Annotated in this window: 20 protein-coding genes and 2 pseudogenes; 13 read left to right on the plus strand and 9 right to left on the minus strand. The window is 73.1% G+C overall.

What is annotated here, in order from left to right; translation table 11 throughout:
• Positions 1–54 precede the first annotated feature (54 nt).
• Positions 55–3,540 carry a BTAD domain-containing putative transcriptional regulator gene (locus tag OHA55_RS06495; protein ID WP_266703671.1) on the minus strand — a complete coding sequence of 1,162 codons (3,486 nt, stop codon included), beginning with the start codon at positions 3,538–3,540 and terminating at the stop codon, positions 55–57.
• Between the two features lie 233 nt (positions 3,541–3,773).
• Here OHA55_RS06495 and OHA55_RS06500 point away from each other — a divergent pair, with 233 nt between their 5' ends.
• The gene (locus tag OHA55_RS06500) at positions 3,774–4,595 is read left to right on the plus strand and encodes a site-2 protease family protein (protein WP_266703673.1); all 822 of its coding nucleotides are present in this window, start codon (positions 3,774–3,776) and stop codon (positions 4,593–4,595) included.
• Positions 4,596–4,648: 53 nt separating this feature from the next.
• Here the strand turns inward: OHA55_RS06500 and OHA55_RS06505 are convergent, their stop codons facing one another.
• Together OHA55_RS06505 and npdG are read right to left on the minus strand one after the other, a co-directional pair.
• Positions 4,649–4,822 carry a hypothetical protein gene (locus OHA55_RS06505; RefSeq protein ID WP_266703675.1) on the minus strand — a complete coding sequence of 58 codons (174 nt, stop codon included), beginning with the start codon at positions 4,820–4,822 and terminating at the stop codon, positions 4,649–4,651.
• 144 nt (positions 4,823–4,966) lie between these two features.
• On the minus strand, positions 4,967–5,677 hold the full coding sequence (gene npdG, locus OHA55_RS06510) for an NADPH-dependent F420 reductase (RefSeq protein WP_266703677.1): 711 nt from the start codon (positions 5,675–5,677) through the stop codon (positions 4,967–4,969).
• Positions 5,678–5,807: 130 nt separating this feature from the next.
• On the opposite strand from npdG, the gene OHA55_RS06515 reads away from it, so the two are divergent.
• The gene (locus OHA55_RS06515; RefSeq protein ID WP_266703679.1) at positions 5,808–6,410 is read left to right on the plus strand and encodes a hypothetical protein; all 603 of its coding nucleotides are present in this window, start codon (positions 5,808–5,810) and stop codon (positions 6,408–6,410) included.
• A 168-nt stretch (positions 6,411–6,578) separates the two neighbouring features.
• Entirely contained in the window at positions 6,579–7,886 is a 1,308-nt protein-coding gene (locus OHA55_RS06520) for an MFS transporter (protein ID WP_266710445.1), read from the plus strand.
• A gap of 24 nt (positions 7,887–7,910) precedes the next feature.
• Here the strand turns inward: OHA55_RS06520 and OHA55_RS06525 are convergent, their stop codons facing one another.
• Entirely contained in the window at positions 7,911–8,135 is a 225-nt protein-coding gene (locus OHA55_RS06525) for a hypothetical protein (RefSeq protein ID WP_266703680.1), read from the minus strand.
• A 57-nt stretch (positions 8,136–8,192) separates the two neighbouring features.
• Between OHA55_RS06525 and map the strand changes: the two genes are divergently transcribed.
• Together map and OHA55_RS06535 are read left to right on the plus strand one after the other, a co-directional pair.
• A complete protein-coding gene (gene map, locus OHA55_RS06530) occupies positions 8,193–9,050 on the plus strand; it encodes a type I methionyl aminopeptidase (protein ID WP_266703681.1) in 858 nt (285 codons plus the stop codon).
• A 285-nt stretch (positions 9,051–9,335) separates the two neighbouring features.
• Positions 9,336–9,530 (plus strand): annotated as a pseudogene (locus OHA55_RS06535) (biliverdin-producing heme oxygenase); the annotation flags it as partial.
• A 138-nt stretch (positions 9,531–9,668) separates the two neighbouring features.
• Here OHA55_RS06535 and OHA55_RS06540 read toward each other — a convergent pair.
• The gene (locus OHA55_RS06540; RefSeq protein ID WP_266703682.1) at positions 9,669–10,340 is read right to left on the minus strand and encodes a PhzF family phenazine biosynthesis protein; all 672 of its coding nucleotides are present in this window, start codon (positions 10,338–10,340) and stop codon (positions 9,669–9,671) included.
• A 170-nt stretch (positions 10,341–10,510) separates the two neighbouring features.
• Here OHA55_RS06540 and OHA55_RS06545 point away from each other — a divergent pair, with 170 nt between their 5' ends.
• Positions 10,511–11,497: a hypothetical protein gene (locus tag OHA55_RS06545; protein WP_266703683.1), complete on the plus strand. Its 987-nt coding sequence runs from the start codon at positions 10,511–10,513 to the stop codon at positions 11,495–11,497.
• A gap of 70 nt (positions 11,498–11,567) precedes the next feature.
• Here the strand turns inward: OHA55_RS06545 and OHA55_RS06550 are convergent, their stop codons facing one another.
• Entirely contained in the window at positions 11,568–12,314 is a 747-nt protein-coding gene (locus tag OHA55_RS06550) for a bifunctional DNA primase/polymerase (RefSeq protein WP_266703685.1), read from the minus strand.
• 311 nt (positions 12,315–12,625) lie between these two features.
• Between OHA55_RS06550 and ddaH the strand changes: the two genes are divergently transcribed.
• Positions 12,626–13,444, plus strand: coding sequence for a dimethylargininase (gene ddaH, locus OHA55_RS06555; RefSeq protein WP_266703687.1), 819 nt, complete (start codon positions 12,626–12,628; stop codon positions 13,442–13,444).
• Positions 13,445–13,490: 46 nt separating this feature from the next.
• Here the strand turns inward: ddaH and OHA55_RS06560 are convergent, their stop codons facing one another.
• The gene (locus OHA55_RS06560; RefSeq protein ID WP_266703689.1) at positions 13,491–14,486 is read right to left on the minus strand and encodes a small ribosomal subunit Rsm22 family protein; all 996 of its coding nucleotides are present in this window, start codon (positions 14,484–14,486) and stop codon (positions 13,491–13,493) included.
• 166 nt (positions 14,487–14,652) lie between these two features.
• On the opposite strand from OHA55_RS06560, the gene OHA55_RS06565 reads away from it, so the two are divergent.
• The gene (locus OHA55_RS06565; RefSeq protein ID WP_266703691.1) at positions 14,653–16,017 is read left to right on the plus strand and encodes a hypothetical protein; all 1,365 of its coding nucleotides are present in this window, start codon (positions 14,653–14,655) and stop codon (positions 16,015–16,017) included.
• Positions 16,018–16,101: 84 nt separating this feature from the next.
• On the opposite strand, the gene OHA55_RS06570 is transcribed toward OHA55_RS06565, so the two are convergent.
• On the minus strand, positions 16,102–17,484 hold the full coding sequence (locus OHA55_RS06570) for a multidrug effflux MFS transporter (protein ID WP_266703693.1): 1,383 nt from the start codon (positions 17,482–17,484) through the stop codon (positions 16,102–16,104).
• 82 nt (positions 17,485–17,566) lie between these two features.
• Between OHA55_RS06570 and OHA55_RS06575 the strand changes: the two genes are divergently transcribed.
• On the plus strand, positions 17,567–18,589 hold the full coding sequence (locus OHA55_RS06575; RefSeq protein WP_266703695.1) for a Gfo/Idh/MocA family protein: 1,023 nt from the start codon (positions 17,567–17,569) through the stop codon (positions 18,587–18,589).
• Positions 18,590–18,627: 38 nt separating this feature from the next.
• On the opposite strand, the gene OHA55_RS06580 is transcribed toward OHA55_RS06575, so the two are convergent.
• Positions 18,628–20,295, minus strand: coding sequence for an alkaline phosphatase (locus OHA55_RS06580; RefSeq protein WP_266703696.1), 1,668 nt, complete (start codon positions 20,293–20,295; stop codon positions 18,628–18,630).
• A gap of 260 nt (positions 20,296–20,555) precedes the next feature.
• On the opposite strand from OHA55_RS06580, the gene OHA55_RS06585 reads away from it, so the two are divergent.
• From OHA55_RS06585 to OHA55_RS06600, 4 genes and pseudogenes are all read left to right on the plus strand, one after another.
• Entirely contained in the window at positions 20,556–21,206 is a 651-nt protein-coding gene (locus OHA55_RS06585) for a CatB-related O-acetyltransferase (RefSeq protein WP_266703698.1), read from the plus strand.
• A 46-nt stretch (positions 21,207–21,252) separates the two neighbouring features.
• A pseudogene (locus tag OHA55_RS06590) lies at positions 21,253–22,446 on the plus strand (macrolide family glycosyltransferase); the annotation flags it as partial.
• Between the two features lie 66 nt (positions 22,447–22,512).
• Entirely contained in the window at positions 22,513–23,367 is an 855-nt protein-coding gene (locus OHA55_RS06595; protein WP_266710446.1) for a PhzF family phenazine biosynthesis protein, read from the plus strand.
• Between the two features lie 265 nt (positions 23,368–23,632).
• Positions 23,633–24,550 (plus strand): glycosyltransferase, encoded by a 918-nt coding sequence (locus OHA55_RS06600; RefSeq protein WP_323180370.1) that lies wholly within the window; start codon positions 23,633–23,635, stop codon positions 24,548–24,550.
• Positions 24,551–24,687: the final 137 nt, after the last annotated feature.

Genomic DNA, 24,687 nt, shown 5'->3' on the forward strand with positions numbered 1-24,687 from the left:
GGGCCCCGCGTCCGCCGTCCGTCCGGGAGCCGGGCGTACGGCGGACGCGCGGCATCAGCTGTTGTGCGCGGCCGCCAGGGCGGTGACCTCATCCAGCGAGAGGTCGCCGCCCTCCGCGTATGCCGCTTCGAAGGCAGCGTCCCCGATCGCCGCGCGCGCCGCTCGCTCGGCGCGGGCGAGGTTCTGCCGCTCCACCATGGTGGGCACGTGCTTACGGGAGAGGTGGGCGGCCTGCGCGCCGAGCACCAGGGCGGCGTCCCGGCCGCGCCGCTCCCCGCCGAGCCCCGCCAGCGCCCAGGCCGCCGTCACCAGGTGGATGGAGGTCATCTGGGGTGCGACCATCTGCGCCAGCCGGTCGTTCGCCCGTTCCACCGCATTGATCGCCCGGCCGAGGGCGCGCCCGTACTGCCCCTCCTCGTTGTCCAGCCAGGCCACCACACCCAAGACGAAGCCCTCGAAGATGGCCAGCGTCTGCGAGTGGAACTCCGCCGCCAGCAGCTCCATCTGGACACGCGCCTCCGCGATCCGCCCGGTGCGGCCGAGGAGCATGCCCAGGTGCATCCGGGCGAAGGGCGTCGCCTCGTGGCCGGAGCTCGTCCGGTCCATGTCGATGACCTCGCGGAGGATGGCCTCCCCCGCCTCCTCCCGCCCGGTCTCCGCGAGGATGTTCGCGTACCGGGTGCGCAACACGGCGACCTGCGACTGCGCGCCGAGCTCTTCGGCGTACGCCATGGCGGCGAGGTAGTCCTCGGCGGCCTCCTGGTACTTGCCCGCCTGCTCGTTCGCCTCGCCGCGCGAGGCCAGTGCCTCGGCGGAACCCCAGGCGTCTTGCAGCCGGGTGAAGATCTCCAGGCTCTCGTCCGCGTCCACCCGGGCTTCCTGGGTCGAATCGGGCTGGTTGGCAAGGAGGTTGGCCCGCATCTGGAGCGCCGAGCCCAACTCCCATTCATAGCCGTACTGACGGCAGGTGCGCACGGTCTCGTCCATCACCTCGTACAGCTCGTGCCGCTCGCCGGTGAGGATGACGGCGAAGACCCAGAGCGATCCGGGCGAGCGGCAGGTCTGCGGCTGGCCCGGGGTGTAGGTCCGGGCGATGATCCGGAGCCGCTCCATGCTCTCCTCGGTCATCCACAGGTCCATCTCGTGGTCCATGTTGGCGATCTGGATGAGCCGCACCCCGCGCCGCGCCTCCATGAGCTGGTCGGGCTCCATGGGCGGCGGACTGTCCGTACACCGCTCGTGCAGCGGGGGCGCCGGCGAACCCGGCGGGGCGAACGGGTCGGGGCCCAGCGCCGCCGCCGTGTCGGCCCACTGACGGGCCTCGTCGCGCAGATCGCGCAGCATCCAGTACGAGCCCATGGACAGGATGATGCAGAGGCACTCCTGCTCGTCCTCCAGCGCCGCCGCGTGCCGGAAGGCGGTGCGCAGGTTCTCGTACTCGCGCCGGAACAGCTCCAGGGCGGCCCGCTGTCCGGCGCCGCGCAGCCGGGGACCGGCGGTACGCGCCAGCTCGCGGTAGTACACGAGGTGGCACCGGTCGACGGCGGCGCGCTCGCCCGCCTCGTCCAGGCGCTCGGAGGCGTACTCCCCCACGGTCTCCAGCAGCCGGTAGCGCATCTCGCCGTCGCCCGACTCCTCGGCGACGACGAGGGACTTGTCGACGAGTGAACCGAGGAGGACGGCGACGTCGCGGAAGTCGACCTCTTCCGCACGCCCCGCACTGCCGGTGTCACCGGCACGGCCGGTGTCGCCCGCGCGCAGCGAGCAGACGTCCTCGGCGGCGGAGAGGGAGCAGCCGCCGGCGAAGACCGACATCCGGCGCAGTACGGCGCGTTCGGCGGTGTCGAGCAGGTCCCAGGACCAGTCGACGACGGCGCGCAGGGTCTGCTGGCGCGGCAGCAGGGTGCGGCTCCCGCTGGAGAGCAGCCGGAAGCGGTCGTCGAGCCGGTCGGCGATCTGCCGGGGGGTGAGCATCCGCAGCCGTGCGGCAGCGAGTTCGATGGCGAGGGGCAGTCCGTCGAGGCGGCGGCAGATCTCGGCGCCGGCCGCGGCGGTCGCCGGGTCCGCGTCGCTCCGGAAGCCGGGCCGGGCGGCGCGGCCGCGCTCCTCGAAGAGGCGGAGCGCCGTGGGGTCCGGCAGCGGTTCGACCGGGCGGACGAACTCGCCCGGTACGCCCAGGGGTTCGCGGCTCGTCGCGAGGACGGTGACGTCGGGGCAGCGGGCGAGGAGGTGGTCGGCGAGCGCGGCGGCGGCGCCGACGACGTGCTCGCAGTTGTCGAGCAGCAGGAGCATCCGGCGGCGCGCGCAGTGCTCGGTGAGGCGTACGAGGGGGCTCGCGGTGCCTCCTTCAGCGACGCGCATCTCCTCGGCCCCGGCGCCGCGCAGCACGGTCTCCCGGGCGTCGAGCGCGGAGAGCACCGCTTCGGGCACGGCCTCGGGGTCGTCCACGGGGGCGAGTTCGGCCATCCACACGCCGTCCGGCCAGTTGCCGGCGACGGTCTCGGCCGCCTCCTGCGAGAGCCGGGTCTTGCCCGCGCCGCCGGGGCCGAGGAGCGTCACCAGCCGGGACCGGTCGAGGTCCTCGCGCAGTGCGGCGATGTCCGCCTCGCGGCCGACGAAACTGGTGAGCCGGGCCCTGAGGTTGCCGGACGGCGTACGCAACGGCGGCAAGGCCGCCGGGGCGGCGGGGGTACGGACGTCCGGGACGCCGCTCGCGGGCGTCCGGACGTCGGGGCCGAGCGGGCGGGCCTGGATGGCGGGGCGGTCACCGGCATGTCCCGGGCGGGCGGCGCCCGCCACGGGGCGGGCCGGCGGGGCACTGTCGTGGCGCAGCAACTCGGTGTGCAGCGCGCGCAGTTCGGCGCCCGGGTCGGTGCCGAGCCGGGCGGCGAGCAGGGTGCGCACCTCCTCGTACGCGGCGAGGGCCTGGGCGGTGCGGCCCGCGTGGTGCAGGGCCCGGATGCGGAGCGCCTGGAGCGGTTCGTCGAGCGGGTGGTCGGCGCAGAGCGCGACCAGTTCGGGCAGCGCCTCCTCGGCGCGGCCGAGCGCGAGGTGGGCGCCGCCCCGGGCGCGGCGGGCCGCGAGCCGCCGGGCCTCCCAGCGGGCGGCGACGGCGGTGCGGTCGGGCAGATCGGCGAGGGCGGGGCCGCGCCAGAGCGCGAGCGCCGTGTCGAGGGCTTCGAGCGCCTTCACGCCGTCACCGGACTCCAAGGCCCGGCTCCCCTCGCCCGTCAGCCGTTCGAACCGGTGCAGGTCCACGGCGTCGGGTTCGGCGGCGAGACGGTAACCGTTCTCGTCGGAGGCGATGGCGTCCCGGCCGAGCGCCCGGCGCAGCCGCCCCACGAGCGCCTGGACCGCGCCCGGCGCGTCGGCGGGCGGGTCACCGTCCCAGACCTCGTCCACGAGCACCGTCACCGGGACCGCTCGGCCGGGGCTCAGGGCGAGCACGGTGAGCAGGGCGCGCAGCCGTGCCCCGCCGAGGGCGACGGCCGTGCCGTCGTCGCGAAGTACCTGGGTCGTACCGAGGATGCAGTAGCGCACGGGCCCATTGTCCGTGAAGGGAATCGGGACTCGCACAGGCACCCGATATATTCCGATAGCTCGCGAGCCGTCGGAGTCACCCTCCGTCGCGGCCCGGTCGCTTTACGCGCGGGAGGGGTCGTCCGCGACAACCCCCGAGCGGGCTCCCGGCGTCCGGAGCGGCAACCACCGCGCACCCGCCCGGCAGTTGAAAGCGGCCGTTGAGCCGGGGCCGGTGCGCCTACTCTCGTCGCATGACCACTGGGATCAGCCGCCGCGACCGGCGCATCAGCCCGATCTTCCTCGGGATCGCCGCCGTGACGGCCGCCGCCGGGGCGGCCGTGTGGACGGGGTTCGCCGAGACCGGGTTCGCCGTCTTCCTGTTCGTCACGGGTGCCTGGGTCGTCTCGCTCTGCCTCCACGAGTACGCGCACGCCCGGACCGCGCTGCACAGCGGGGACATCTCGATCGCGGAGAAGGGCTATCTGACGCTCAACCCGCTGAAGTACACGCACGCGCTGCTCAGCATCGTGCTGCCGGTGCTCTTCGTGATCATGGGGGGCATCGGGCTGCCCGGCGGCGCCGTCTACATCGAGCGGGGCCGTATCCGGGGCCGCTGGCGGCACAGCCTGATCTCGGCGGCGGGCCCGTTGACGAACGTCCTGTTCGCCGTCGTCTGCACGGCGCCGTTCTGGCTGGGCGGTCTCGAAGGGGTGCCGATGGCGTTCCGGTTCGCGCTGGCGTTCCTGGCGCTGCTCCAGGTCACGGCCGCGATCCTGAACTTCGTACCGGTGCCGGGGCTGGACGGGTACGGGGTGATCGAGCCCTGGCTGTCGTACCGGGTACGGCGCCAGGTGGAGCCCTTCGCGCCGTTCGGGCTGATCGCGGTGTTCGCGCTGCTGTGGGTGCCGGCCGTGAACGGCGCGTTCTTCGACGCCGTGGACGCGCTGCTGCGGGGGCTCGGGGTGAGCGACTTCGAGAGGTACTGCGGGCAGGACCTCTACCGCTTCTGGCGTGCGTTCACCGACCAGCAGGACCCCCGCTGCGAGGCGCTGTCGGCAGCACTGTCCGGGTAAAAAAGGGCGTACCCCCTGGCCCCGGCGCCCTGCCGCCCGCGCGGACCCGGCGGTCAGCTTTCGGTGGTCGCGCGGTGACGGCGCACGTAGTAGAGGGTCATGTTGGAGGAGAGCCCCGCCACCAGCACCCAGAGGATGCCGAGCAGGCTGCCCTGGGCGAAGGAGACCACCGCGGCGACGACGGCGAGGACGCAGACGACGAGCGGGTAGAGGGCGATGCGGGGCATGGGGGCGGCTCCTGTCCGGGGTGGTGCGCGGTCCCGTCCAGTGTCCCTCATGCCCCGTTCCGTTCCGCCGCGGGTGGGGGGCGTCCCGCCGGTGTCCCGTAACGATCTACGGATCACCGATCCACCGGTCACACGATCCGCGGGTCACACGTCGGTGGCGCGCAGTCCCGCGTGTGCCTTGTACCGGCGGTTGACCGAGATCAGGTTGGCGACCAGCGACTCGACCTGGTGGGCGTTGCGCAGCCGTCCGGCGAAGACGCCGCGCATGCCGGCGATCCGGCCGGCGAGGGCCTGCACGATGTCGGTGTCGGCGCGGGCCTCGCCCAGCACCATCACGTCGGTGTCGATCTCGTCGATCGAGGCGTCCTGGAGCAGCACCGCCGAGAGGTGGTGGAAGGCCGCGGTGACGCGGGAGTCCGGCAGCAGGGCGGCGGCCTGTTCGGCGGCGCTGCCCTCCTCCGGCTTGAGGGCGTAGGCGCCCTTCTTGTCGAAGCCGAGCGGGTTGACGCAGTCGACGACGAGCTTGCCCGTCAGTTCCGTGCGCAGCGATTCCAGGGTTTTGGCGTGGCCCTCCCACGGCACGGCGACGATCACGATGTCGCTGCGGAGCGCGCACGCGGCGTTGTCGGCGCCCTCGATGCCGAGTCCGAGTTCGGCGGCGGCCTCGGCGGCGCGGGCGGCGTCGCGGGAGCCGATGGTCACGCGCTGTCCTGCGCGGGCGAGCCGGTAGGCGAGTCCGCGGCCCTGCGGTCCGGTGCCGCCGAGCACGCCGACGGTGAGTCCGGAGACGTCGGGCAGGTCCCAGGGGTCCTTGGCGGGCGCCTTGGGCGCACCGGCGTTGTCGTGGGTAGTCATGGCGCCGACACTACTGCGGAGTACCGGAGCTCCCAAGGCGCTCCCCCGCGCCGTGCGCCCAGGTCCCGTACGGGTGCACCTTCCGTGTCCGGCTGCGGAACGCCCCCGGGCTGCTGCATGATGCCGGGCCATGGATGCCGTGCGCGTGGCGCTGTTGCGTGAGGTGCTCGCCGGGACCGAGTGGCCGGGCGCGGCCCGCCGGTTCGCCGGGGCCCTTCGTTCGTCCGTGGTCCCGCAGGGCGGCGGGCTGCTGCTGGTCGGGACGGAGGAGTACGAGCCCTGGCACCTGGCGGCGCACCTGGTGGACGAGGCGGCGTGGTCCGGGCTGTCCGAGCTGAGTCCCACGCTGGTACGCCACCGGGTGCGGCCGGCCGATCCGGCGCATCTGGCCGTGGGGCTGGGCCGGATCGAGGCGGCCGGGCGGGGCGAGACGCTGCTGCTGGTGGCGCCGGAGCGGCCGGACGGCGGACTGCTGGAACGGGTGTGGGACGCCCGGCGTTCCGGGGCGACCGTCCTCACGCTGGGCGGCGGCGATCCCGAGGTGCGGGGGCTGGGTCACGAGGCCCTGGTGGTGACCGAGGAGGACGACGTGGACCTGGACACCGTGCAGCATCTGGTGAGCGCGGCGGCCGGGGAGACCGCGCGCCCGGCCGCGCACGGGCGGCGCTCCTTCCGGGACCGGCTCTCACGGCTGGCGGACCGGCTCACCGCACCGCCACCGGCCCGCTGGTAGCGGCCCGCTCTGCCTCCGCACACCCGCCAAACGCTCCCGCGCGTCGACATCTTCGCTGGTGGGGAGGGTATTCAGGGGTGAGACGGGGTTGCGCCCGACCCCAGGGCGCCCGGAGCATGATCTCTCGTGAACGTCCCGCGCCCCCGCCGCGCTCCCCGTACCCGCCGCATGCTCCGCGCCGCCCTCCCCGATCTCGCGCCCTGGCACGCCTCCGCCGATTTCCGGCTGCTCTGGGGCCAGGGGCTGATCACGTACTTCGGCAGTTTCATGGCGCTGATCGCGCTGCCGCTCCAGATCAAGGAGCTGACCGGCTCCCCGCTGGCGGTCGGGGCGATGGGCGCGGTGGAACTCGTGCCGCTGGTGGTCTTCGGGCTGTACGGCGGGGCGCTCGCGGACGCCGTGGACCGCCGCAAGGTCATCCTCGGCACGGAGGCCGGGCTCGGGGTGCTGGCGGTGGTCCTGCTGGTCAACGCGCTGCTGCCGGACCCGCTGCTCTGGCCGCTGTACGTCGTGGCCGGGGGTGTCTCGGCGCTCGCGGGGCTCCAGCGGCCCGCGCTCGACTCGCTGCTGGCGCGGATCGTGCCGCACGAGCACCTGCCGGCCGCCGCCGCGCTGAACGCCCTGCGCTGGCAGGTGGGCGCGATCGCCGGGCCGGCCCTGGCGGGCCTGGTCGTCGCCTACGCCGGGCACGCCACCGCGTACGCGGTCACCGTCGTCACCTTCACCGTCTCGGTCGTCCTCTGCCTGCGGCTCACCCCCGCGCCGCCCGCCCGGAACGCGCAGAAGCCGTCGCTGCGCGGGATCGCCGAGGGTGCCGCGTACGCGTGGAGCCGGCCGGTGCTGCTGGGGACGTACGCGATCGACATGGCGGCGATGTTCTTCGCCTTCCCGAACACGGTCTTTCCGTTCCTCGCCGACGACCTCGACGCCCCCTGGTCGCTGGGGCTGATGTATGCGGCAGGGTCGGTGGGCTCGCTGGTGCTGGGGCTGACCAGCGGCTGGACCTCCCGGGTGCGGCGGCACGGGCTCTTCGTGGTGTTCGGGGCCGCCGCCTGGGGGCTGGCCATCGCGGGGGCGGGGCTCTTCGGCAGCGTCTGGCCGGTGCTGGTCTGCCTGGCCGTCGCGGGCGCGGGCGACATGCTGAGCGGACTGGGCCGCTCAGCGATCTGGAACCAGACCATCCCGGAGGAGCTGCGGGGCCGGCTGGCCGGCATCGAGGTGCTCTCCTACAGCGTCGGGCCGCAGCTCGGCCAGGTCCGGGCCGGCGCGATGGCGGGGTGGACGGGCACCCGCTCCGCGGTCTGGACGGGCGGGGTCGCCTGCCTCGCCTCGGTGGCCCTGCTGACGGCGGCGCTCCCGAAACTGCTCGGGTACGACTCCGCCACCGACGAGGACGCCGTACGCCGCCGGGACGCCGCGACGGCCGCCCCGGCGGACCCGGACGCTCCCGCCGCCCCGGGGGTGCCGGCGTTCTGAACCCGGGAGGTCACCGCCCCCGGTTCAGGAGGCCGGGGGCCGGTTGCGGTCGTGCCACTTGGGGTCGGTGTCCCACTCCAGGTTCCGCTCCTGCGCGGTGTCCATGGCGTGCTGCGCGGCCTCGCGCGAGGCGTACGGGCCGAAGCGGTCCTTCGCCGGGCACTCGGGTCCTTCCTCGACCTTTTTGTGCTCCAGGCAGTAGTACCACTCGCCCGGTTTGCCGACCGTGCGCTTCTTGAACAGGGCCATCGGGACTCCTTTCCTCATGGCCAGCTTGCCCCAGGGGCGCTGGTTAGACTCGCTGACATGTCTGGTCAGTCGCTGCTCGTACCCGGGGAGATCTCTCCCGTCCGTTCCGTACCCGGAAATGTCCGGCGCCCCGAGTACGTGGGCAAGCCGGGCCCGACCCCGTACACAGGCCCGGAGATCCAGGACTCCGACACCGTCGAGCGGATGCGCGTCGCCGGCCGGATCGCCGCGCAGGCGATGGAGGAGGCCGCCAAGCACATCGCCCCGGGCGTCACCACCGACGAACTGGACCGCGTGGCCCACGAGTTCATGGTCGACCACGGCGCGTACCCGTCGACGCTCGGTTACCGCGGCTTCCCCAAGTCCCTGTGCACGTCGGTCAACGAGGTCATCTGCCACGGCATCCCCGACACCACGGTGCTGCGCGACGGCGACATCGTGAACCTGGACGTGACGGCGTACATCAACGGCGTGCACGGCGACAACAACGCCACGTACCTCTGCGGCGACGTGGACGAGGAGTCGCGGCTGCTGGTGGAGCGCACCCGGGAGTCGCTGAACCGGGCCATCAAGGCGGTCCGCCCCGGGCGTCAGATCAACGTGATCGGTCGCGTCATCGAGTCGTACGCCAAGCGCTTCGGCTACGGCGTGGTGCGCGACTTCACCGGGCACGGCATCAACACCTCGTTCCACTCCGGCCTGATCGTGCCGCACTACGACAGCCCGCACGCCACCACCGTGATGAAGCCGGGGATGACGTTCACCATCGAGCCGATGCTGACGCTGGGCACCCACGAGTACGACATGTGGGACGACGGCTGGACCGTGCTCACCAAGGACCGCAAGCGGACCGCCCAGTTCGAGCACACCCTCGTGGTGACGGAGACCGGGGCGGACATCCTCACCCTGCCGTAGGCGTGTCACGAAGGGGCCGTCGGACACCTCCGCGGCACGACTGCGCCCGGTGGCCCGGGACCGGTGATTTTCCGTTTCCGGGCCACCGGGCGCGCGCCTTTCCGGGCGAGGACGGGCTCGGAACGCGCACCGGGCACGGGGTGTTTGTCGACAGCACGTCGGCAACATATTGACTTAGGTAAACCTAAGCAAGAGGATCGGGGGGTGGTCGACGCGGCGCCGGCCGCCGCGTACGCGCCGCACGCTTTCCCGGTTTTCCGTCCCCTCGGCCCCCGGAGGCCCGCCTTGGACACGTCCGCCGGCACCGTCACCCCCGCCGCCCCCGTCACCCCGTTCTCCACGGTCATCCGCACCGCCTCGCACGAGCAGCACACGGAGGCGGAGACCACGACCTTCATGGGAGACATGCTCGGCGGACGCCTGGGGGTGGACGCGTACACCCGCTACACCGAGCAACTGTGGTTCGTGTACCGCGCACTCAACACGGCCGTCTTCCGCGAGCTGGGCGAGGCCTTCCCGCTCAGCGCCTGAGACCGACGGGCGGGGCCGGGCGGGGTGTCGGCCACACCCCGCCCGGTCCGTCGCCGTTCCCGCCACCCCCGCGCCTGCACGCGCGGGTCAGCCCCGGTGGGCGAGCACCACGCGGCCGCCGATCTCGACGGTGCCGTCCGGTGCGGGCGCGGTGAGGATCTGGGAGCCGCGTCCCTGGGTGATGTTGAGCGCGCGGCCGAGCCGCGCGGTGAGCAGCAGGGCGGCGGCTCCGGTCGCCTCGTCCTCCACGATGCCGTCGTCGCGGCGCGGGAAAGCCCGCGCCCGCACCCGGCCGGCCGCCTCGTCCTCCCAGGCCCATACGTACAGCCAGCCCTCGCCCGGCGGAGGTCCGGTCAGCGCGTCGACCTCGGCGGCGGAGTCGTACCGCTCCAGTTCCCTCGGCGGCGCCCACTCCGGGCGTGCGGTGATCCAGGTGAACTCGCCGTCCTGGCGGGCGAACACGTCCCCCACTTCGAGTTCCAGGACCTCCAGGTCGAGCAGCCAGGCGCTGCCGACGAGCGGGTGCCCGGCGAACGGCAGCCGGAGCCCCGGGGTCCAGATGTCCACCCGGCCGCGTTCCGGGTCGTCCACGAAGACCGTCTCACTGAAGCCGAGTCCGGCGGCGAGCGCCTGGCGGGAGGTCTCGTCGGGATAGTCGTCGCCGTCCCGCACGACACCGAGGGCGTTCCCGTGCCGGCCGTCGGGGGCGCAGAACACCCGCAGGACGTCGATGCCGTCGGGTACGTCGAATTCACTCATACCGGCATTCAAGCATCCGTTCGGGACCGGGCCGTTCACGGCCGGGCCCGTGCGGCCCCGCACCCTGCGGGCGGGCGTAAATCGACTCCTCGCCCTCGCGCGCTTCTTCGCCCCGGTAGGGTTCCAACGGTCAGTGCGGACGACGGATCAGAAGGCGCAGAAGGCAACGGATGAGAAGGCTGGGTCGGTCGGCGGCGGGACTCGCGGTGGCGACGGTACTGGGCGTGACGGCGAGCGGCTGCGTGACGGTGCACGGGGAACTGGAACAGGTGCCCGCGGCGACGAAGTCCGAGGCGGACCAGGCTCTCCAGGACTTCCTCACGGCGTACAACGCGGCGGACGCCGCGCTCGATCCGAAGCTGGACGCGGAGCAGGTGACGGGTGCGCTCGGGGCGATCAACCAGGCGGGTCTGAAGGCCCGGTCCACCTACACCGACGACCCCGCGGCGGCGCACAAACCGCTGGAGCTCTCGGACGCGCACTACGTCGTACCGAAGAAGGCGGGCTGGCCGCGGTACTTCTTCGCGGACACCGACTCCAACCGTGACGTGGACGGAGGCGACGAGGACACCCGCTGGCTGCTCGTCTTCGAGCGGACCGGCCCCGACGCGCGGTGGAAGGTTCCCTATCTCGGGGTCGTTGCCCCTTCGCGGGTACCGGAGTTCGCGCTGGACGCGGACGGGCTGGCGAAGCCCGTCGAGGCCGTGGGAGGCGAACTCGCGGTGCGGCCAGAGGACTTGAGTACCTCGTACACCGGTTACCTGTCCACCGGGGCACCGGACGTGTTCGCGGAGGGCGGGACCACCTCGGGCTGGCGGGCCGCCCGCGCGGCGACGAAGAAGCCGGGGTTCTCGTACCAGTACATCGACCGCCCGCTCGAGGGCGCGTTCCGCCCGTTCGGGCTCGCGACGAAGGACGGCGGGGCGCTGGTTTTCTTCAGCAGCAAGCACTACGAACGCCAGACGGCCGCCCAGGGGCTGAAGCCCGAGGTGAACAGGGACACCTTGGCGCTGCTCTCGGGTGAGGTGAAGAGCTCCCTCACCAAGGAGCGCGTCTCCAGCCAGCTGGTGTACGTACCCGCGCGGGGCGCGGCCGGGGGCGCGAAGGTCACCGTACTGAACCGGCTGCCGGGACTGGTCGCGGCGACCGGCGAGTAGGGGGCGCGGGCCGGGATCATGCCGGCCGGTGCCCGGGCGACGGGCCCCGGGTCCTGCGGAGTCCCGGCGTTCAGCGGCCCAGCGGCCAGGCCACGGCGGCCGGGTCGAGGCCGTTCGCCTCGTCGCTGTCCACGTACACGGCGCAGGCGTCGGTCAGCGCCTCCAGCAGGGTCAGCGGGTCCGGCAGCGGGTGCTCGGGGCCGCGTACCCAGCGCACGTCGAGCTCACCGGGGAGACGGGCGGGCGGGAGCAGGACGTAGCTGCCGCGGCAGTGCCAGCGCAGTCCGGGGTGCTCGTCCATGGTCTCGGGGTGCGAGTCCAGCTCGCAGGGCCACCACTCGTCCTCGTCCTCGGGGGTGCCGCGGGTGGCGGTGAAGAAGAGCATCCGGTCGTCGCCGGAGCGGGCCACGGGTCCGACGTCGATGCCGCCGTCGAGCAGCCGCTCCAGGGCACTGACGCCCGCCGAGAGCGGCACGTCCAGCACGTCGTGGATCATCCCGGTGGCGGTGATGAAGTTCGCCAGCGGCTGGCCCTCGGCCCAGCGTTCGATCTGCGCGCGGTCGGTGGTCGACTGGGTCTGCCAGGCGAACGACACGGGGTGGCGGGCGGGGGTGGGGCATCCGATGCGTTCGCAGGAACATCGGTGTCCGAGCGGGTGGGCGGCGGGCGAGATCGGCATCCCGGCCTCCGCGACGGCCAGGAGCATGCCCAGTCTGGCCGCCGAGCCGTCGGCGTCGCTCTGCTGCTTGGGTCGTCGCCGCAGCCACTGGGAAATCTTGCCCTCTGTGCCGCGGTTGCGGCCGGAATCGGCGCCCATCTATCCCCTCACCTCACGGTTACCCGTCCATGGTCCCACCATCCTGCGCCTCGGGTGGCCAGAGTTGACCGACGGGGCGGGACACCACCGCCCCGAGTGAGGGACATCACGTCCGAAACCGGGCGATCGACGGGCATTCTCCCTCGTCGTGGCGGGAACCGGGCCGCCGCGCCCCGGTCCGCGGCGACCGGCCACCGTCACCCGATCGGCGCACTGCGGACCGGGGCCCGCACGGCGCACCATGGGCTCACGCGCAGACCGCGCGCACCCCACCGTGCCGCAGCCGAGGCTGCCGTTCGTGAGGAGCCCCCGTGCACCGTGACGCCACCCCTCGTCGCTATCTGATGTGCGCCCCGGAACACTTCCGGGTCACCTACTCCATCAACCCGTGGATGGACCCGTCCAAGCCCGTCGATCTGCCGCTGGCGCAGACGCAGTGGGAGGACCTCCGTGACCGCTACCGCGCTCTCGGTCACACCGTGGAGGAGCTGACGCCGCTGCCCGGTCTGCCGGACATGGTCTTCGCCGCCAACGGGGCGACCGTGATCGGCGGGCGGGTGCTGGGCGCGCGGTTCGCGCACCCGGAGCGGCACGGCGAGGCCGAGGCGCACCGGGAGTGGTTCCTGCTCCACGGTTACACGGAGTTCCGCGAGCCTGAGCACGTCAACGAGGGCGAGGGCGATTTCGCCGTCACCTCGTCCTTCGTGCTGGCCGGCACGGGGTTCCGGTCGAGTCCGCTCGCGCACGACGAGGCGCAGGAGTTCTTCGGCCGGCCGGTGATCGGGCTGGATCTGGTGGACCCGCGCTACTACCACCTGGACACGGCGCTCTGCGTGCTCGACGACGCGGCCGACGAGATCATGTACTACCCCGGCGCGTTCTCCCCCGGCAGCCGTTCCGTGCTGGCCCGGCTCTTCCCGGACGCCCTGATCGCCGGGGAGCCCGATGCCGCCGGGCTCGGCCTGAACGCGGTCAGCGACGGCCTGCACGTGCTGCTGCCACAGGCCGCGACGGGGCTGTTCGAGCCACTGCGGGACCGTGGCTTCGAGCCGGTGCCGATGGACCTGAGCGAGCTGCTGAAGGGCGGCGGCAGTGTGAAGTGCTGCACCCAGGAGCTGCGGGACCGGTGAGGCGGTCCGGCAGTCCGGTGGGCGGGCCCTCGCGCCCGCCCACCGGTCAGTCCTGCTCGGGCGGCGGCCAGGCGTCGCCCCAGTCGGTGTCCCTGGCGGCCCGGTAGAGCGCGCCGTGGCGTTTGGTGACGGTCTCCCGCCGCAGGGCCTCGTCCCGGGTGCAGAGCTCCAGCAGGACCTGGCCCTTGCGGATCTGGGGCCGGCGGGTGACCCGGGCGGCCACAGGCTCGACGGGGAAGCGGGTCGCGACGACGTAGGAGAACTTCTCGTCCTCGTGGCTCAGCGTCCCGCCCTTGACCTGCCGGTGCAGGGAGGAGCGGCTGACCCGGGCGGAGAAGTGGCACCAGTCGGTGCCCGGCTCGATGGGGCAGGCGGAGCTGTGCGGGCAGGGCGCCGCGACCGTCATCCCGGCGGCGATCAGCCGGTCGCGCGCCTCGATCACCCGGGCGTACCCGTCGGGGGTGCCGGGCTCCACGACGACGACGGCCTGCGCGGCACCGGCCGCCGCGTCGGCCAGCTCGGTCCGGGCGGCGGGGGTCAGCTCCTTGAGGACGTAGGAGACGGTCACCAGGTCCGTGGGGGCCAGCTCCAGCGCGGACCCGATCCGGGCGCGCTGCCAGCGGGCGGCCCGCAGCCCGGGGGGCCCGCCGGCCTCGGCGAGCTCGCGGCCGAGCGCGAGGGCCGGTTCGGCCCAGTCCAGGACGGTGGTGTCCGTACCGTCCCAGGCCCCGGCGACGGCCCAGCTCGCCGCGCCGGTACCGCCGCCGACGTCGGTGTGGGTGGCCGGCGCCCACTCCGGGGCGGCCTCGCGCAGTGCGTCCAGGGCGGCCCGTACGGCCTCGAAGGTCGCGGGCATCCGGTACGCGGCGTAGGCGACGACGTCCGCCCGGTCCCGCAGCACCGGCGCGTCGGTCGGTGTCGTCCCGCGGTAGCTGGCGATCAGCCGGTCGACGGCCTGGGCCGCCTGCTTGGGCGGCAGTCCGTCGAGCAGACCGGCGAGGGCCGCGCGCAGGGCTTCGGAGGTGGGGAGGGTGTCGTTCACCGAGGAATTCTAAGGTCGCCCGGGGAGGCCGTGCGGACGCCCCGGGCGGCGGGCCGTACCCGTCCGGTCACGGGTGCGCGACGGGGATGCGGGTAACTCCGCTTGCCCATGTGGCAGTTGCTACGCTGACCGCCGCGAGACCCGCGACGGCCCAACGGGGGGACCCATGAGACAGAGGATCGTTCGACTGACTCTGGTCGGCGGGGTGGTCTTCCTGGCGCTCCTTCTGCTGCTGGCGACCTGCGGGGGCTCCTCCGGCGAGAGCGGCGAGGGCGGCACGGCCGGCACGGACGCGAAAAGCAGGGGCGCCACGGCTCCGGCGTCCTCCGCCTCCCCGTCGGTCAAGCCCTCGCCCTCCGTGTCCGGGCGGACCGTGCTGGACGTGCCGCCGCAGTACACGACGGCGAGCGGCTGGGAGATCGTCGGCGCCTCGCCGGACATCGCCTTCTCCTGGCCGACGGGCACCCTGGCCTATCTGGAGCGCACGGCGGACCGGCGCTACCGGGTGCGCACACTGGACACGGCCACCGGGAAGCTGGGGTGGCGCGGCGAGGCCCGCCAGTCGCTGGACCCGGAGAGCTACCCCCGGCTGCTGACCGTCTCCCGGCAGGACCGGGACTTCTTCGTCACCTGGTCGTACGGGAAGGCGGGCGACGGGCTCGCACCGTCGGAGACGTTCCTGTCGATCGACGTGTACGCGGCGGCCGACGGCGACCGTCACCATGTGGAGCTGCCGTGGAGCGGTGCTCCGGCCGTCACCGCGAGTGGCCCGGACATCGTGGTCTCCGACGGTGACGCGAACGTGGCGCTGATCGACCCGGTGACCGGCGGGACGTCGAAGATCGCGGCGTCGGAGCTGAAGTACCCGAAGGGCTGTACCGCCTGCCGCACGCTGACGGAGGTGATCGGCCAGACCGGGCAGGGACTGCTGGTGGGCGGGGCACGGGAGTTCTGGGTGCCGGGCGGCTGGTACAGCCGCGACGTCGCGCCGAAGGGCGCCGACCCGGCCTCCGGGGTGCCGACCTCCGTGGCGGCGGGGATGGTGCTGGCGAAGTGGCAGCCGGAGAAGTCCTCGAAGCGGGCGGCGACCCACGAGCTGTGGACGGTGCACGACGCGGCGAGCGGCAAGGCGCTGGTGTCGGTCGAGTGCCACCGTCCGGCCATACAGCCCGGCCGCTACCCGCAGGCGGTGGTGCCGCCCTCGGGCGACTACCTGATCGCCGGGAACCTGGCGTTCGACCTGGTGGCCAGGAAGGGGTACTGCCTGGAGGACGAGGACGGCTCGTCCCACGTGACGCTCGCCTCGGTGACGGACGACGGCATCGCCTACGGCGCCCGGAGCGTGCGGGACGCCGAGGAGGCACTGGCCGGGGGCGGGGTGCCGGTGGTGGTGGACTTCGTCGACGGGGCGGACGAACCGCTTCCCCGGGACGTACGGCTGCCGGTCGCGGAGACGACCGGTGTCGGGATCTTCCGCACCACGGACCGCGAGGACCGGGCCCATCTGATCGGCTACCCGCGCGCGGACTGACCGGCCGCCCGTGCGGGGGCCTACACCCCGTGATCCGGGAGCGGTGCGGTACGGATCACGGGGCGGAGGCGGGTCCTGCGGGTGTCACAGCCCGCCCTCGGTGCGGCCGCGGCGCTCCCAGGGGCGGCAGAGCACCAGGAAGCAGGTCATGGCCGCGGCGGCGCAGACGGTCTGGACGAGGGCCATCGGGACGGCCGTGTCCTCCCCCGCGATGCCCACCAGCGGCGAGGCGATCGCGCCGATGAGGAACGACGAGGTACCGAGCAGCGCGGAGGCGGAGCCCGCCGCGTGCTTGGAGCGCATCAGCGCCTGGGAGTTGGTGTTGGGCAGGGCGAGGCTCATCGCGGCCATCAGGACGAACAGCGTGCCGGCGATGGGGGCGAGCCCCACCTCGCCGAAGACCCCGCTGGTCATCAGCAGCAGCGCGACGGCCGCGGCGAGGATCACGCAGAGCCCGACGAACAGGACCCGGTCGAGGCTGACCCGGCCGACGAGGAGCTTGCCGTTGATCTGGCCGACGACGATCAGGCCGACGGAGTTGAGGCCGAAGAGCAGGCTGAAGGTCTGCGGCGAGGCGCCGTAGATCTCCTGGATGACGAACGGCGAGGCGCTGACGTAGGCGAAGAGGGCCGCGAAGGCGAGGCCGCCCGCGATCGTGTAGCCGATGAACACGCGGTCGGCGAAGAGGCCGCGCATGGTGCGCAGGGCGTCGGCGACACCGCCGGTGTGACGTTCCTCCTGCGGCAGCGTCTCGTGCAGGCTCTTCCACACGACCAGGGTCAGCGCGATGCCGACGACGGTGAGGACGACGAAGACACCGCGCCAGTCGGTGATCCGCAGCACCTGTCCGCCGATCAGCGGGGCGACGATCGGGGCGACGCCGGAGATCAGCATCAGGGTGGAGAAGAACTTCGCCATGTCGATGCCGTCGTAGAGGTCACGCACGACGGCCCGGGAGATCACGATCCCGGCCGAGCCCGCGAGGCCCTGGAGGAGGCGGAAGCCGATGAGCATCTCGGCGTTGGGGGCGATGGCGCAGATCGCCGTGGCGAGGACGTAGACGACCATGCCGGTCAGGAGCGGTCCGCGGCGGCCCCACCGGTCGCTCATGGGGCCGACGACGAGCTGGCCCAGCGCCATGCCGAGGAGACAGGCGGTCAGCGTGAGCTGGACGGTGGCGGCCGGGGCGTGCAGCGCGTCGGTGACGTCGGGCAGCGCCGGCAGGTACATGTCCATGGACAGGGCCGGCAGCGCGGTGAGGCCGCCCAGCACCAGGGTCACCAGGAACGCGGTCCGCCGGACGGCTGCTGCCGGGGCGACCGGAAGGCCGGTGAGACCGGGAAGGGCCGGGCCGTCGAGGCCCGGCGCGGGGTCGGGAACGGCGGGCCCGGTGATCACTTGTCCGGTTCCCGCCGTAGGTATGTGCTCTTGCTCTCGCTGGGCCCGGCTTCCGCCGCTGTCCGGCATGCTTCATCTCCACATCGTTGAAATCCGCATCTATGCTCTCAGCTCGGGCCGACTGGTCGTAACCCACTATCGAGGGCGGGGCATGAGCGGGACTGTGCGTTGGGGCATATTGGCGACGGGCGGCATCGCCGCGACGTTCACCAAGGATCTGCTGGGACTGCCGGACGCCGAGGTGGTGGCGGTGGCCTCGCGCACCGAGGAGTCGGCCCGGGCGTTCGCCGAGCGGTTCGGTATCGAACGAGCCTACGGAAGCTGGGCCGAGCTCGTCGCGGACGAGGACGTCGATGTGGTGTACGTCGCAACCCCGCACTCCGCCCACTACGAGGCGACCGCGCTGGCGCTCCGCGCGGGCAAGCACGTGCTCTGCGAGAAGGCGTTCACGCTGGACGCGGGCCAGGCCGGCGAGCTGGTCGGGCTCGCCCGGGAGCGCGGGCTGTTCCTGATGGAGGCCATGTGGACCTACCTCAACCCGGTCGTCCGCCGTATGACGGAGCTGGTGCGCGAGGGCGCGATCGGTGAGATCCGCACCATCCAGGCCGACTTCGGATTCGCGGGCGACGTGGGTCCCGAGCACCGGCTGCGCAACCCCGCGCTGGGCGGCGGCGCGCTGCTGGACCTGGGGGTCTACCCGGTGTCGTTCGCGCAGCTGCTGCTGGGCGAGCCGGACCGGGTGCAGGCGGACGCGCTGCTCTCCCCTGAGGGCACGGACCTGAACACCGGCATTCTGCTGGGCTGGGACTCGGGCGCGACCGCGCTGCTCTCCTGCTCGATCGTGGGACACCACGCCACGGCGGCGAGCGTCGTCGGCACGAAGGGCCGCATCGGCTTCCCGCGTGACTTCTTCCACCCCGATCACCTCCTCCTGCACCGCGCGGGCTCCTCGGACCCGGCGCCGGAGAAGATCGTCACGGGCCCTGGTCCGCAGGGCCTGTCCGGCATGCAGTACGAGGCGGTCGAGGTGATGCGCGCCCTGCGGGCGGGCGAGACCGAGTCCCCGCTGGTGCCGCTGGACGGCTCGCTCGCGGTGATGCGGACGCTCGACGCGGTACGGGACCGCATCGGCGTCCGCTACCCGACCGACTCCCTTTCCCGGAAAGCTGACTGACGACTAGTCATATGTGATCCGCCCGGTTCGGGCAGGGGTCAGGCAGGGGTCAGGCCTGGGTTGCCCGCCTCCGTCACGAAGGAACCGGCCGTCGTGATGGGGGCGCCGGGCGTGGTGACGGCGTCCACCGCGCGGAAGTCGGCCCGGGCGTGGTCGCGTTCGAGGGTGACGAGCGCGTAGCCGCGGCGGCCGTCGTAGAACTTCAGGTGCGGGTTGGCCGTCATCTGGTTGTTCCAGTTGGCGGGCTTCACCGAACCGTTCTGGCCGCTGGTGATCGAGCTGGTGACGATCTCCGTGCCGACGGTACGGGACGAGGGGTCGTCGAAGTCCTTCTTCAGGTCGAAGCCGTAGGCGACGTGCACGTCCCCGGTGAGGACCAGCAGGTTGTCGACGCCCGCCGACTCGGCGCCGTCCAGCACCCGCTGCCGGGAGGCCGGGTAGCCGTCCCAGGAGTCCATCGAGAGCTTGTAGGCGGCGGTGGGCACGTCGCGCCGCTGCGCGAAGGTGACCTGCTGGGGCAGGACGTTCCAGGTGGCGCGGGAGGCCCGCCAGCCGTCGATGAGCCACCGCTCCTGAGTGGCCCCGGTCAGGGTGCGGGCGGGGTCCTCGGATTCCGGTCCGGGGACCTTCCAGCCGTCGCCGTACGCCTGGTCGCTGCGGTACTGGCGGGTGTCGAGGATGTCGAACTGCGCGAGGCGGCCGAACCGGAGCCGCCGGTAGAGGCGCATGTCGGGGCCGGTGGGGCGCTGCGGGGTGCGCAGCGGCTGGTTCTCCCAGTACGCGCGGTAGGCGGCGGCCCGGCGGAGCAGGAACTCCTCGGCGGGGACGCTGTTCTCGGGGACGTCGTCGGCGTAGTTGTTCTCGGTCTCGTGGTCGTCCCAGGTGACGACGAAGGGGTGCGCGGCGTGCGCGGCGCGCAGATCGGGGTCCGACTTGTAGAGGGCGTACCGCAGCCGGTAGTCCTCCAGGGTCAGCGTCTCCCGGTCGAAGACGTCCGGCAGCACGCGGTCGGTGTAGGCGCGGGCGCCGCCGGTGGCGGTGACGGCGTACTCGTAGAGGTAGTCGCCGAGGTGGAAGACGGCGTCCACATCCTCGTCCGCGAGGTGGCGGTAGGCGGTGAAGTACCCGTCGTGGTACGCCTGGCAGGAGACGGCGGCGAGCTTCACCGCGTGGTTGCGGGCGTGCGGGTCGGGGGCGGTGCGGGTGCGGCCGGTCTCACTGGTCCAGCCGCCGGCGCGGAAGCGGTAGTAGAAGGTGCGGCCGGATTCCAGGCCTCGGATCTCGGTGCGGACGCTGTGCGCGAACTCCGGGTGCGCGGTGGCGGTTCCGCGCCGGACCACCCGGCGGAAGCGCTCGTCGTGGGCGAGTTCCCAGCCGACCCGGACGCGGGAGGCGGGCAGCCCGCCGTCGGCCTCGTACGGGCGCGGGGCGAGGCGCGTCCAGAGCAGGAGGGAGTCGGGCAGCGGGTCGCCGGAGGCCACTCCGAGGGTGAACGGGTTCTCGGCGATCCGGCGGGGGTCGAGTTCGGCGGCGCTCGCCGTACCGGCGGCCGGCAGGTTGACGGCGAAGGCGAGCGCGGCGGCGGCGCCGGTGGTGGTGAGGAAGCGCCGGCGGCCCACGCCCTCGCTGTGGCTGCGGGCCGCGGCGCGGAACTCGGCCGGGTGGCCGGGGCGTCCGGCGTCCGGGGTGGTCGGTGCGGGCGTCATGGTCTCTCCCCTGGCAGGTGGGTGTCGGGGGGCGTCCGGCCGTGACCCGCCGGGCATCCCCTGGGCATTGGAGTGCGGGACGGCGTCCCCCGACTGTCGGGTGCACGTCATCCGCATGGCGGGGCGATGAGCACCGGGTGCGCCGGGGTCCGGCGACCCTGCGGCGCACGTCTTGGCAGGTGGCGAACGACTGTCCCGAAAGGGCTCTTGCCGCGATCATGGGCGGGAGACCGACGCCGCTTCCGGAAGGACAGCCCGACGTGCCCGTACCCGCCGACCCGACCGTGCTCCATCCGATGCCCGGACAGCCCCGGGTGGTGCAGCTCCGCCCCCTGGTGACGTCCCCGTTGATCGAGGTCGGGGAGTACACCTACTACGACGACCCGGACGACGCGACGGCGTTCGAGACCCGCAACGTGCTCTACCACTACGGGCCGGAGAGGCTGGTCATCGGGAAGTTCTGCGCCCTGGGCACCGGGGTGCGGTTCCTCATGAACGGCGCCAACCACCGCATGGACGGCCCCTCCACGTTCCCCTTTCCCACCCTGGGGGGCTCCTGGTCCGACCACTTCGACCTGCTGGGGGGCCTGCCGAACCGGGGTGACACCGTCGTCGGCAACGACGTCTGGTTCAGCCACGGCGCCACGGTGCTGCCTGGCGTACGGATCGGGCACGGGGCGATCATCGGCGCCGGCTCGGTGGTCACCTCGGACGTGCCCGACTACGGCGTCGTCGGCGGGAACCCGGCCCGCCTCCTGCGCACCCGTTTCGGCGAGAAGGACATCGCCCGGCTCCTCGCGGTGGCGTGGTGGGACTGGCCCGCCGAGCACCTCACCGCGCACATCCGGACGGTCATGTCGGGCAGCGTCGCGGACCTGGAAGCCGCCGCGCCGGGTCCGTACGACGCATGACGATCGACGATGCCCGTCCACCACGGAAACGGAAGGTGTGATCTTGATGCCCCGTCGCCGCGCCCACATCGCGATGGCCGGGATTCCCGCCGTCAGCCATGTGCTGCCCAGCCTGGAGATCATCCGCGAGCTGGTCTCCCGGGGGCACCGGGTGACGTACGCCAACGATCCGGCGGTCGCCGAGCTGATCGCCCCCACCGGCGCGGAACCGGTGCCCTGCGTTTCCGGGCTGCCGGTGGCCGACAACACCTGGCCGGACGACCCCATCGCCGCCATGGAGCTCTTCCTCGACGACGCCGTGCGCGCCCTCCCGCAACTGCGCGCCTTCTACGACGACGATCCCGCCGACCTCTACCTCTACGACATCGGCGCCTACGCCGGGCGGGCGCTCGCCGAGTCCCAGCGGCGTCCGGTGCTGCAGCTCTCGCCGACCCTGGTGGGCTGGGACGGGTACGAGGAGGAGGTGGGGGCGCACCTGTGGCGGCTGCCGGGCGCGGATGCCTACCGGGCGAAGTTCACCCGGTGGCTCGCCGGATGCGGGGCGACCACCACCGACATGGACGCGTTCTCCGGCCGCCCGGAACGGGCCCTGGCCCTGATCCCCCGGGCCATGCAGCCGCACGCCGACCGGGTGGACACGGACCGGGTGACGTTCGTGGGCACCTGCGTTCGCCCGCAGAACGACTCACGGGACACCGGCCCGGGCGGCGGCGGGAGCTGGACGCGCCCGGCCGGCGCGGAGCGTGTGCTGCTGGTCTCCCTCGGCTCCGCGTACACCCACCGGCCGGAGTTCTACCGCCGGTGCCTGGCGGCCTTCGGCGGGCGGCCGGACCTGCACCTGGTGCTCCAGATCGGGAAGTACACCGATCTCGCGGAGCTGGGCGGCATCCCGCCCCATGTGGAGGTGCACCGCTGGGTGCCGCAGCGGGAGATCCTGGAGCAGGCGGACGCCTTCGTCACCCACGCGGGGATGGGCGGCTGCGGTGAGGGGCTGCTCGCGGGGGTCCCCATGATCGCCGTACCGCAGGGGGCCGAGCAGTTCATGAACGCCGACCGTCTGGTGGAACTGGGCGTGGCCCGCCGCATCGACACCGAGGACGCCACCGCCGAGGCCCTGCGGACCGCGCTGGACGGGCTCCTCACCGACCCGGAGGTGGCCCGCCGCTCGGCGGAGCTCCGGGCGGCGGCACGGTCCGAGGGCGGCACCCTGCGGGCCGCCGATCTCGTCGAGGAGTCGCTGGGCCGAGGACGGGCGCCCCGCACACGAGGGGGGAATACGCGGGCGCTGCGCCCGGTTGAGCGCTGCATGAGCGCCGACTCCCCCGCCGAGGTCCTGCACTACACCGCCTTCTCCACCCGTCGGGAGGGCGGCAACCCCGCCGGCGTGGTCCTGGACGCGTCAGCCCTGGACGACGCCGGGATGCAGGCGATCGCCGCAGAACTCGGCTACAGCGAGTCGGCGTTCCTGACCGAGGCGACCGGGGAGCGGTCCTACACGGTCCGCTATTTCAGCCCCAAGGCCGAGGTGCCGTTCTGCGGGCACGCGACGGTCGCCACGGCGCTGGCGCTCGCGGAACGCGACGGCCCCGGTGACCTGGAGTTCCTGACGCGGGCCGGCGCGGTCCCGGTCACGGTGGAGCTGCGGGACGGCGCACTGCGGGCCACGCTGACCAGCGTGGTGCCGCACGTGACGGAGATCGCACCGGCGGATCTGGCGGAGGCGCTGGCCGCGCTCGACTGGCCGGCCGCCGACCTGGACCCGGCGCTGCCGCCGCGTATCTCGTTCGCCGGAGCCCGTCACCTGGTGCTGGCCGCCGCGACGCGCGAACGCCTCGCGGACCTGAGTTACGACTTCTCACGGCTCGAATCCCTCATGCGCCGCCTGGATCTGACGACTCTTCAGCTGGTCTGGCGGGAGTCGGAGCGGGTGTTCCACGTCCGCGACCCGTTCCCGGTGGGCGGTGTGGTGGAGGACCCCGCGACGGGTGCGGCCGCCGCCGCTTTCGGCGCGTACGCGCGTGAGCTGGGCCTCGTCCCGGAGGAGGCGGTGCTCACCCTGCACCAGGGCGCGGACATGGGCCGCCCCGGCACCCTCACCGTGGAGCTGCGCCCGGGCGACGCGCGCGTCCGGGTGAGCGGCGCGGGGACCCGTATCCGCTGATCCCCCGTTTCCCCACCCCTCACCGGGGCCGTGCCCCGCGTCCGTACGGGGGACGGCCCCGGTGCCGCTCCGCGGCGTCCCGCCGCGGGCGTGGGCATGCTGTCCTGCGACGCGCCCCTCCGGGGCCGGGTCCGGGACGGTGCAGGTCGGCGCTCTGCGCGGCCGGTGAACACCACTCGGCATCCACACGACGGTTCGGCGTCGGGCAGCCCAACTCCGGGGCGTACGATCGCGGACACCGAAGCCGAGCACGGGAGTACCGATCTTGTCCGCATCCGCAACCCTCGCACCACGCATCGGTGTCTCCATCGTCACCATGGGTGACCGCCCGCAGGCGGTGGAGGCCCTCCTCGCGTCGGTGGCCATGCAGGACGTCCGGCCCACGCGGCTCGTCGTCATCGGCAACGGCACGAAGCTTCCGGACTTCTCCGCCTTCCCCGGCCTGGAGGACCTGGAGGGCGGGGTGACCCTGATCGAGAACGAGGAGAACCTCGGCTGCCCCGGCGGCCGGAACGTGGGGCTCGCCCGCCTCGCCGAACTCGGCGACGTGGACGTGGTGATCGAGCTGGACGACGACGGCCTGCTGGTCGAGAAGAACGTGTTCAGCACGGTGCAGGACCTGTTCACCGCCGACCCGGGCCTCGGCATCGTCGGCTTCCGGATCGCCGACGAGCACGGCGAGACGCAGCGCCGCCACATTCCGCGGCTGCGCGCCTCCGACCCGATGCGGCGCGGGCACGTCACGGCCTTCCTCGGAGGCGCGCACGCCTTCTCGATGAAAATGCTGGCGAGCACGGGCCTGTGGCCTGCGGAGTTCTTCTTCACCCACGAGGAGACGGACCTCTCCTGGCGGGCGCTCGACGGCGGCTGGAACATTCTCTACGAGCCCGATCTGCTGCTCCAGCACCCGAAGACCTCGCCGGCCCGGCACGCGGTCTACTACCGGATGACCGCGCGCAACCGGGTCTGGCTGGCCCGCCGCAATCTCCCTGCGCCACTGATCCCCCTCTACCTGGGCGTCTGGACGCTGCTGACCTTCGCCAGGACCCGGTCCGCGAAGGGGCTGAAGGCCTGGATGGGCGGTTTCGCCGAGGGCCTGCGCACCCCGTGCGGCCCCCGCAACCCGATGCGCTGGCGCACGGTGTGGCGGATGACCCGGCTCGGCCGGCCGCCGCTCGTCTGACCTACCGCCCCGACCCACCGCTTGACCTTGCTTCACCGATCGCCCGGACGCCCCGCGTTCCGGGCGATCGGCGTTTCCGGCCGCGGCGGTACGCCCCGAACCGCCGCGGCGGGAACCCGCCTTGACAGCCCCCCATC

Origin of the sequence: Streptomyces sp. NBC_00102, assembly GCF_026343115.1 — a bacterium.
Taxonomy (GTDB): Bacteria; Actinomycetota; Actinomycetes; order Streptomycetales; family Streptomycetaceae; genus Streptomyces.

What these genes read in the sequence shown, in the direction of transcription:
- OHA55_RS06575 (WP_266703695.1), top strand. Translation starts at nt 17,567, where the DNA reads ATGAGCGGGACTGTGCGTTGGGGCATATTGGCGACGGGCGGCATCGCC.
- OHA55_RS06550 (WP_266703685.1), bottom strand. Translation starts at nt 12,314, where the DNA reads ATGGGCGCCGATTCCGGCCGCAACCGCGGCACAGAGGGCAAGATTTCC.
- OHA55_RS06595 (WP_266710446.1), top strand. Translation starts at nt 22,513, where the DNA reads ATGAGCGCCGACTCCCCCGCCGAGGTCCTGCACTACACCGCCTTCTCC.
- OHA55_RS06570 (WP_266703693.1), bottom strand. Translation starts at nt 17,484, where the DNA reads ATGCCGGACAGCGGCGGAAGCCGGGCCCAGCGAGAGCAAGAGCACATA.
- OHA55_RS06515 (WP_266703679.1), top strand. Translation starts at nt 5,808, where the DNA reads ATGGATGCCGTGCGCGTGGCGCTGTTGCGTGAGGTGCTCGCCGGGACC.
- OHA55_RS06520 (WP_266710445.1), top strand. Translation starts at nt 6,579, where the DNA reads ATGCTCCGCGCCGCCCTCCCCGATCTCGCGCCCTGGCACGCCTCCGCC.
- map (WP_266703681.1), top strand. Translation starts at nt 8,193, where the DNA reads ATGTCTGGTCAGTCGCTGCTCGTACCCGGGGAGATCTCTCCCGTCCGT.
- OHA55_RS06545 (WP_266703683.1), top strand. Translation starts at nt 10,511, where the DNA reads ATGAGAAGGCTGGGTCGGTCGGCGGCGGGACTCGCGGTGGCGACGGTA.
- OHA55_RS06565 (WP_266703691.1), top strand. Translation starts at nt 14,653, where the DNA reads ATGAGACAGAGGATCGTTCGACTGACTCTGGTCGGCGGGGTGGTCTTC.
- OHA55_RS06500 (WP_266703673.1), top strand. Translation starts at nt 3,774, where the DNA reads ATGACCACTGGGATCAGCCGCCGCGACCGGCGCATCAGCCCGATCTTC.
- OHA55_RS06525 (WP_266703680.1), bottom strand. Translation starts at nt 8,135, where the DNA reads ATGGCCCTGTTCAAGAAGCGCACGGTCGGCAAACCGGGCGAGTGGTAC.
- OHA55_RS06540 (WP_266703682.1), bottom strand. Translation starts at nt 10,340, where the DNA reads ATGAGTGAATTCGACGTACCCGACGGCATCGACGTCCTGCGGGTGTTC.
- OHA55_RS06580 (WP_266703696.1), bottom strand. Translation starts at nt 20,295, where the DNA reads ATGACGCCCGCACCGACCACCCCGGACGCCGGACGCCCCGGCCACCCG.
- OHA55_RS06505 (WP_266703675.1), bottom strand. Translation starts at nt 4,822, where the DNA reads ATGCCCCGCATCGCCCTCTACCCGCTCGTCGTCTGCGTCCTCGCCGTC.
- npdG (WP_266703677.1), bottom strand. Translation starts at nt 5,677, where the DNA reads ATGACTACCCACGACAACGCCGGTGCGCCCAAGGCGCCCGCCAAGGAC.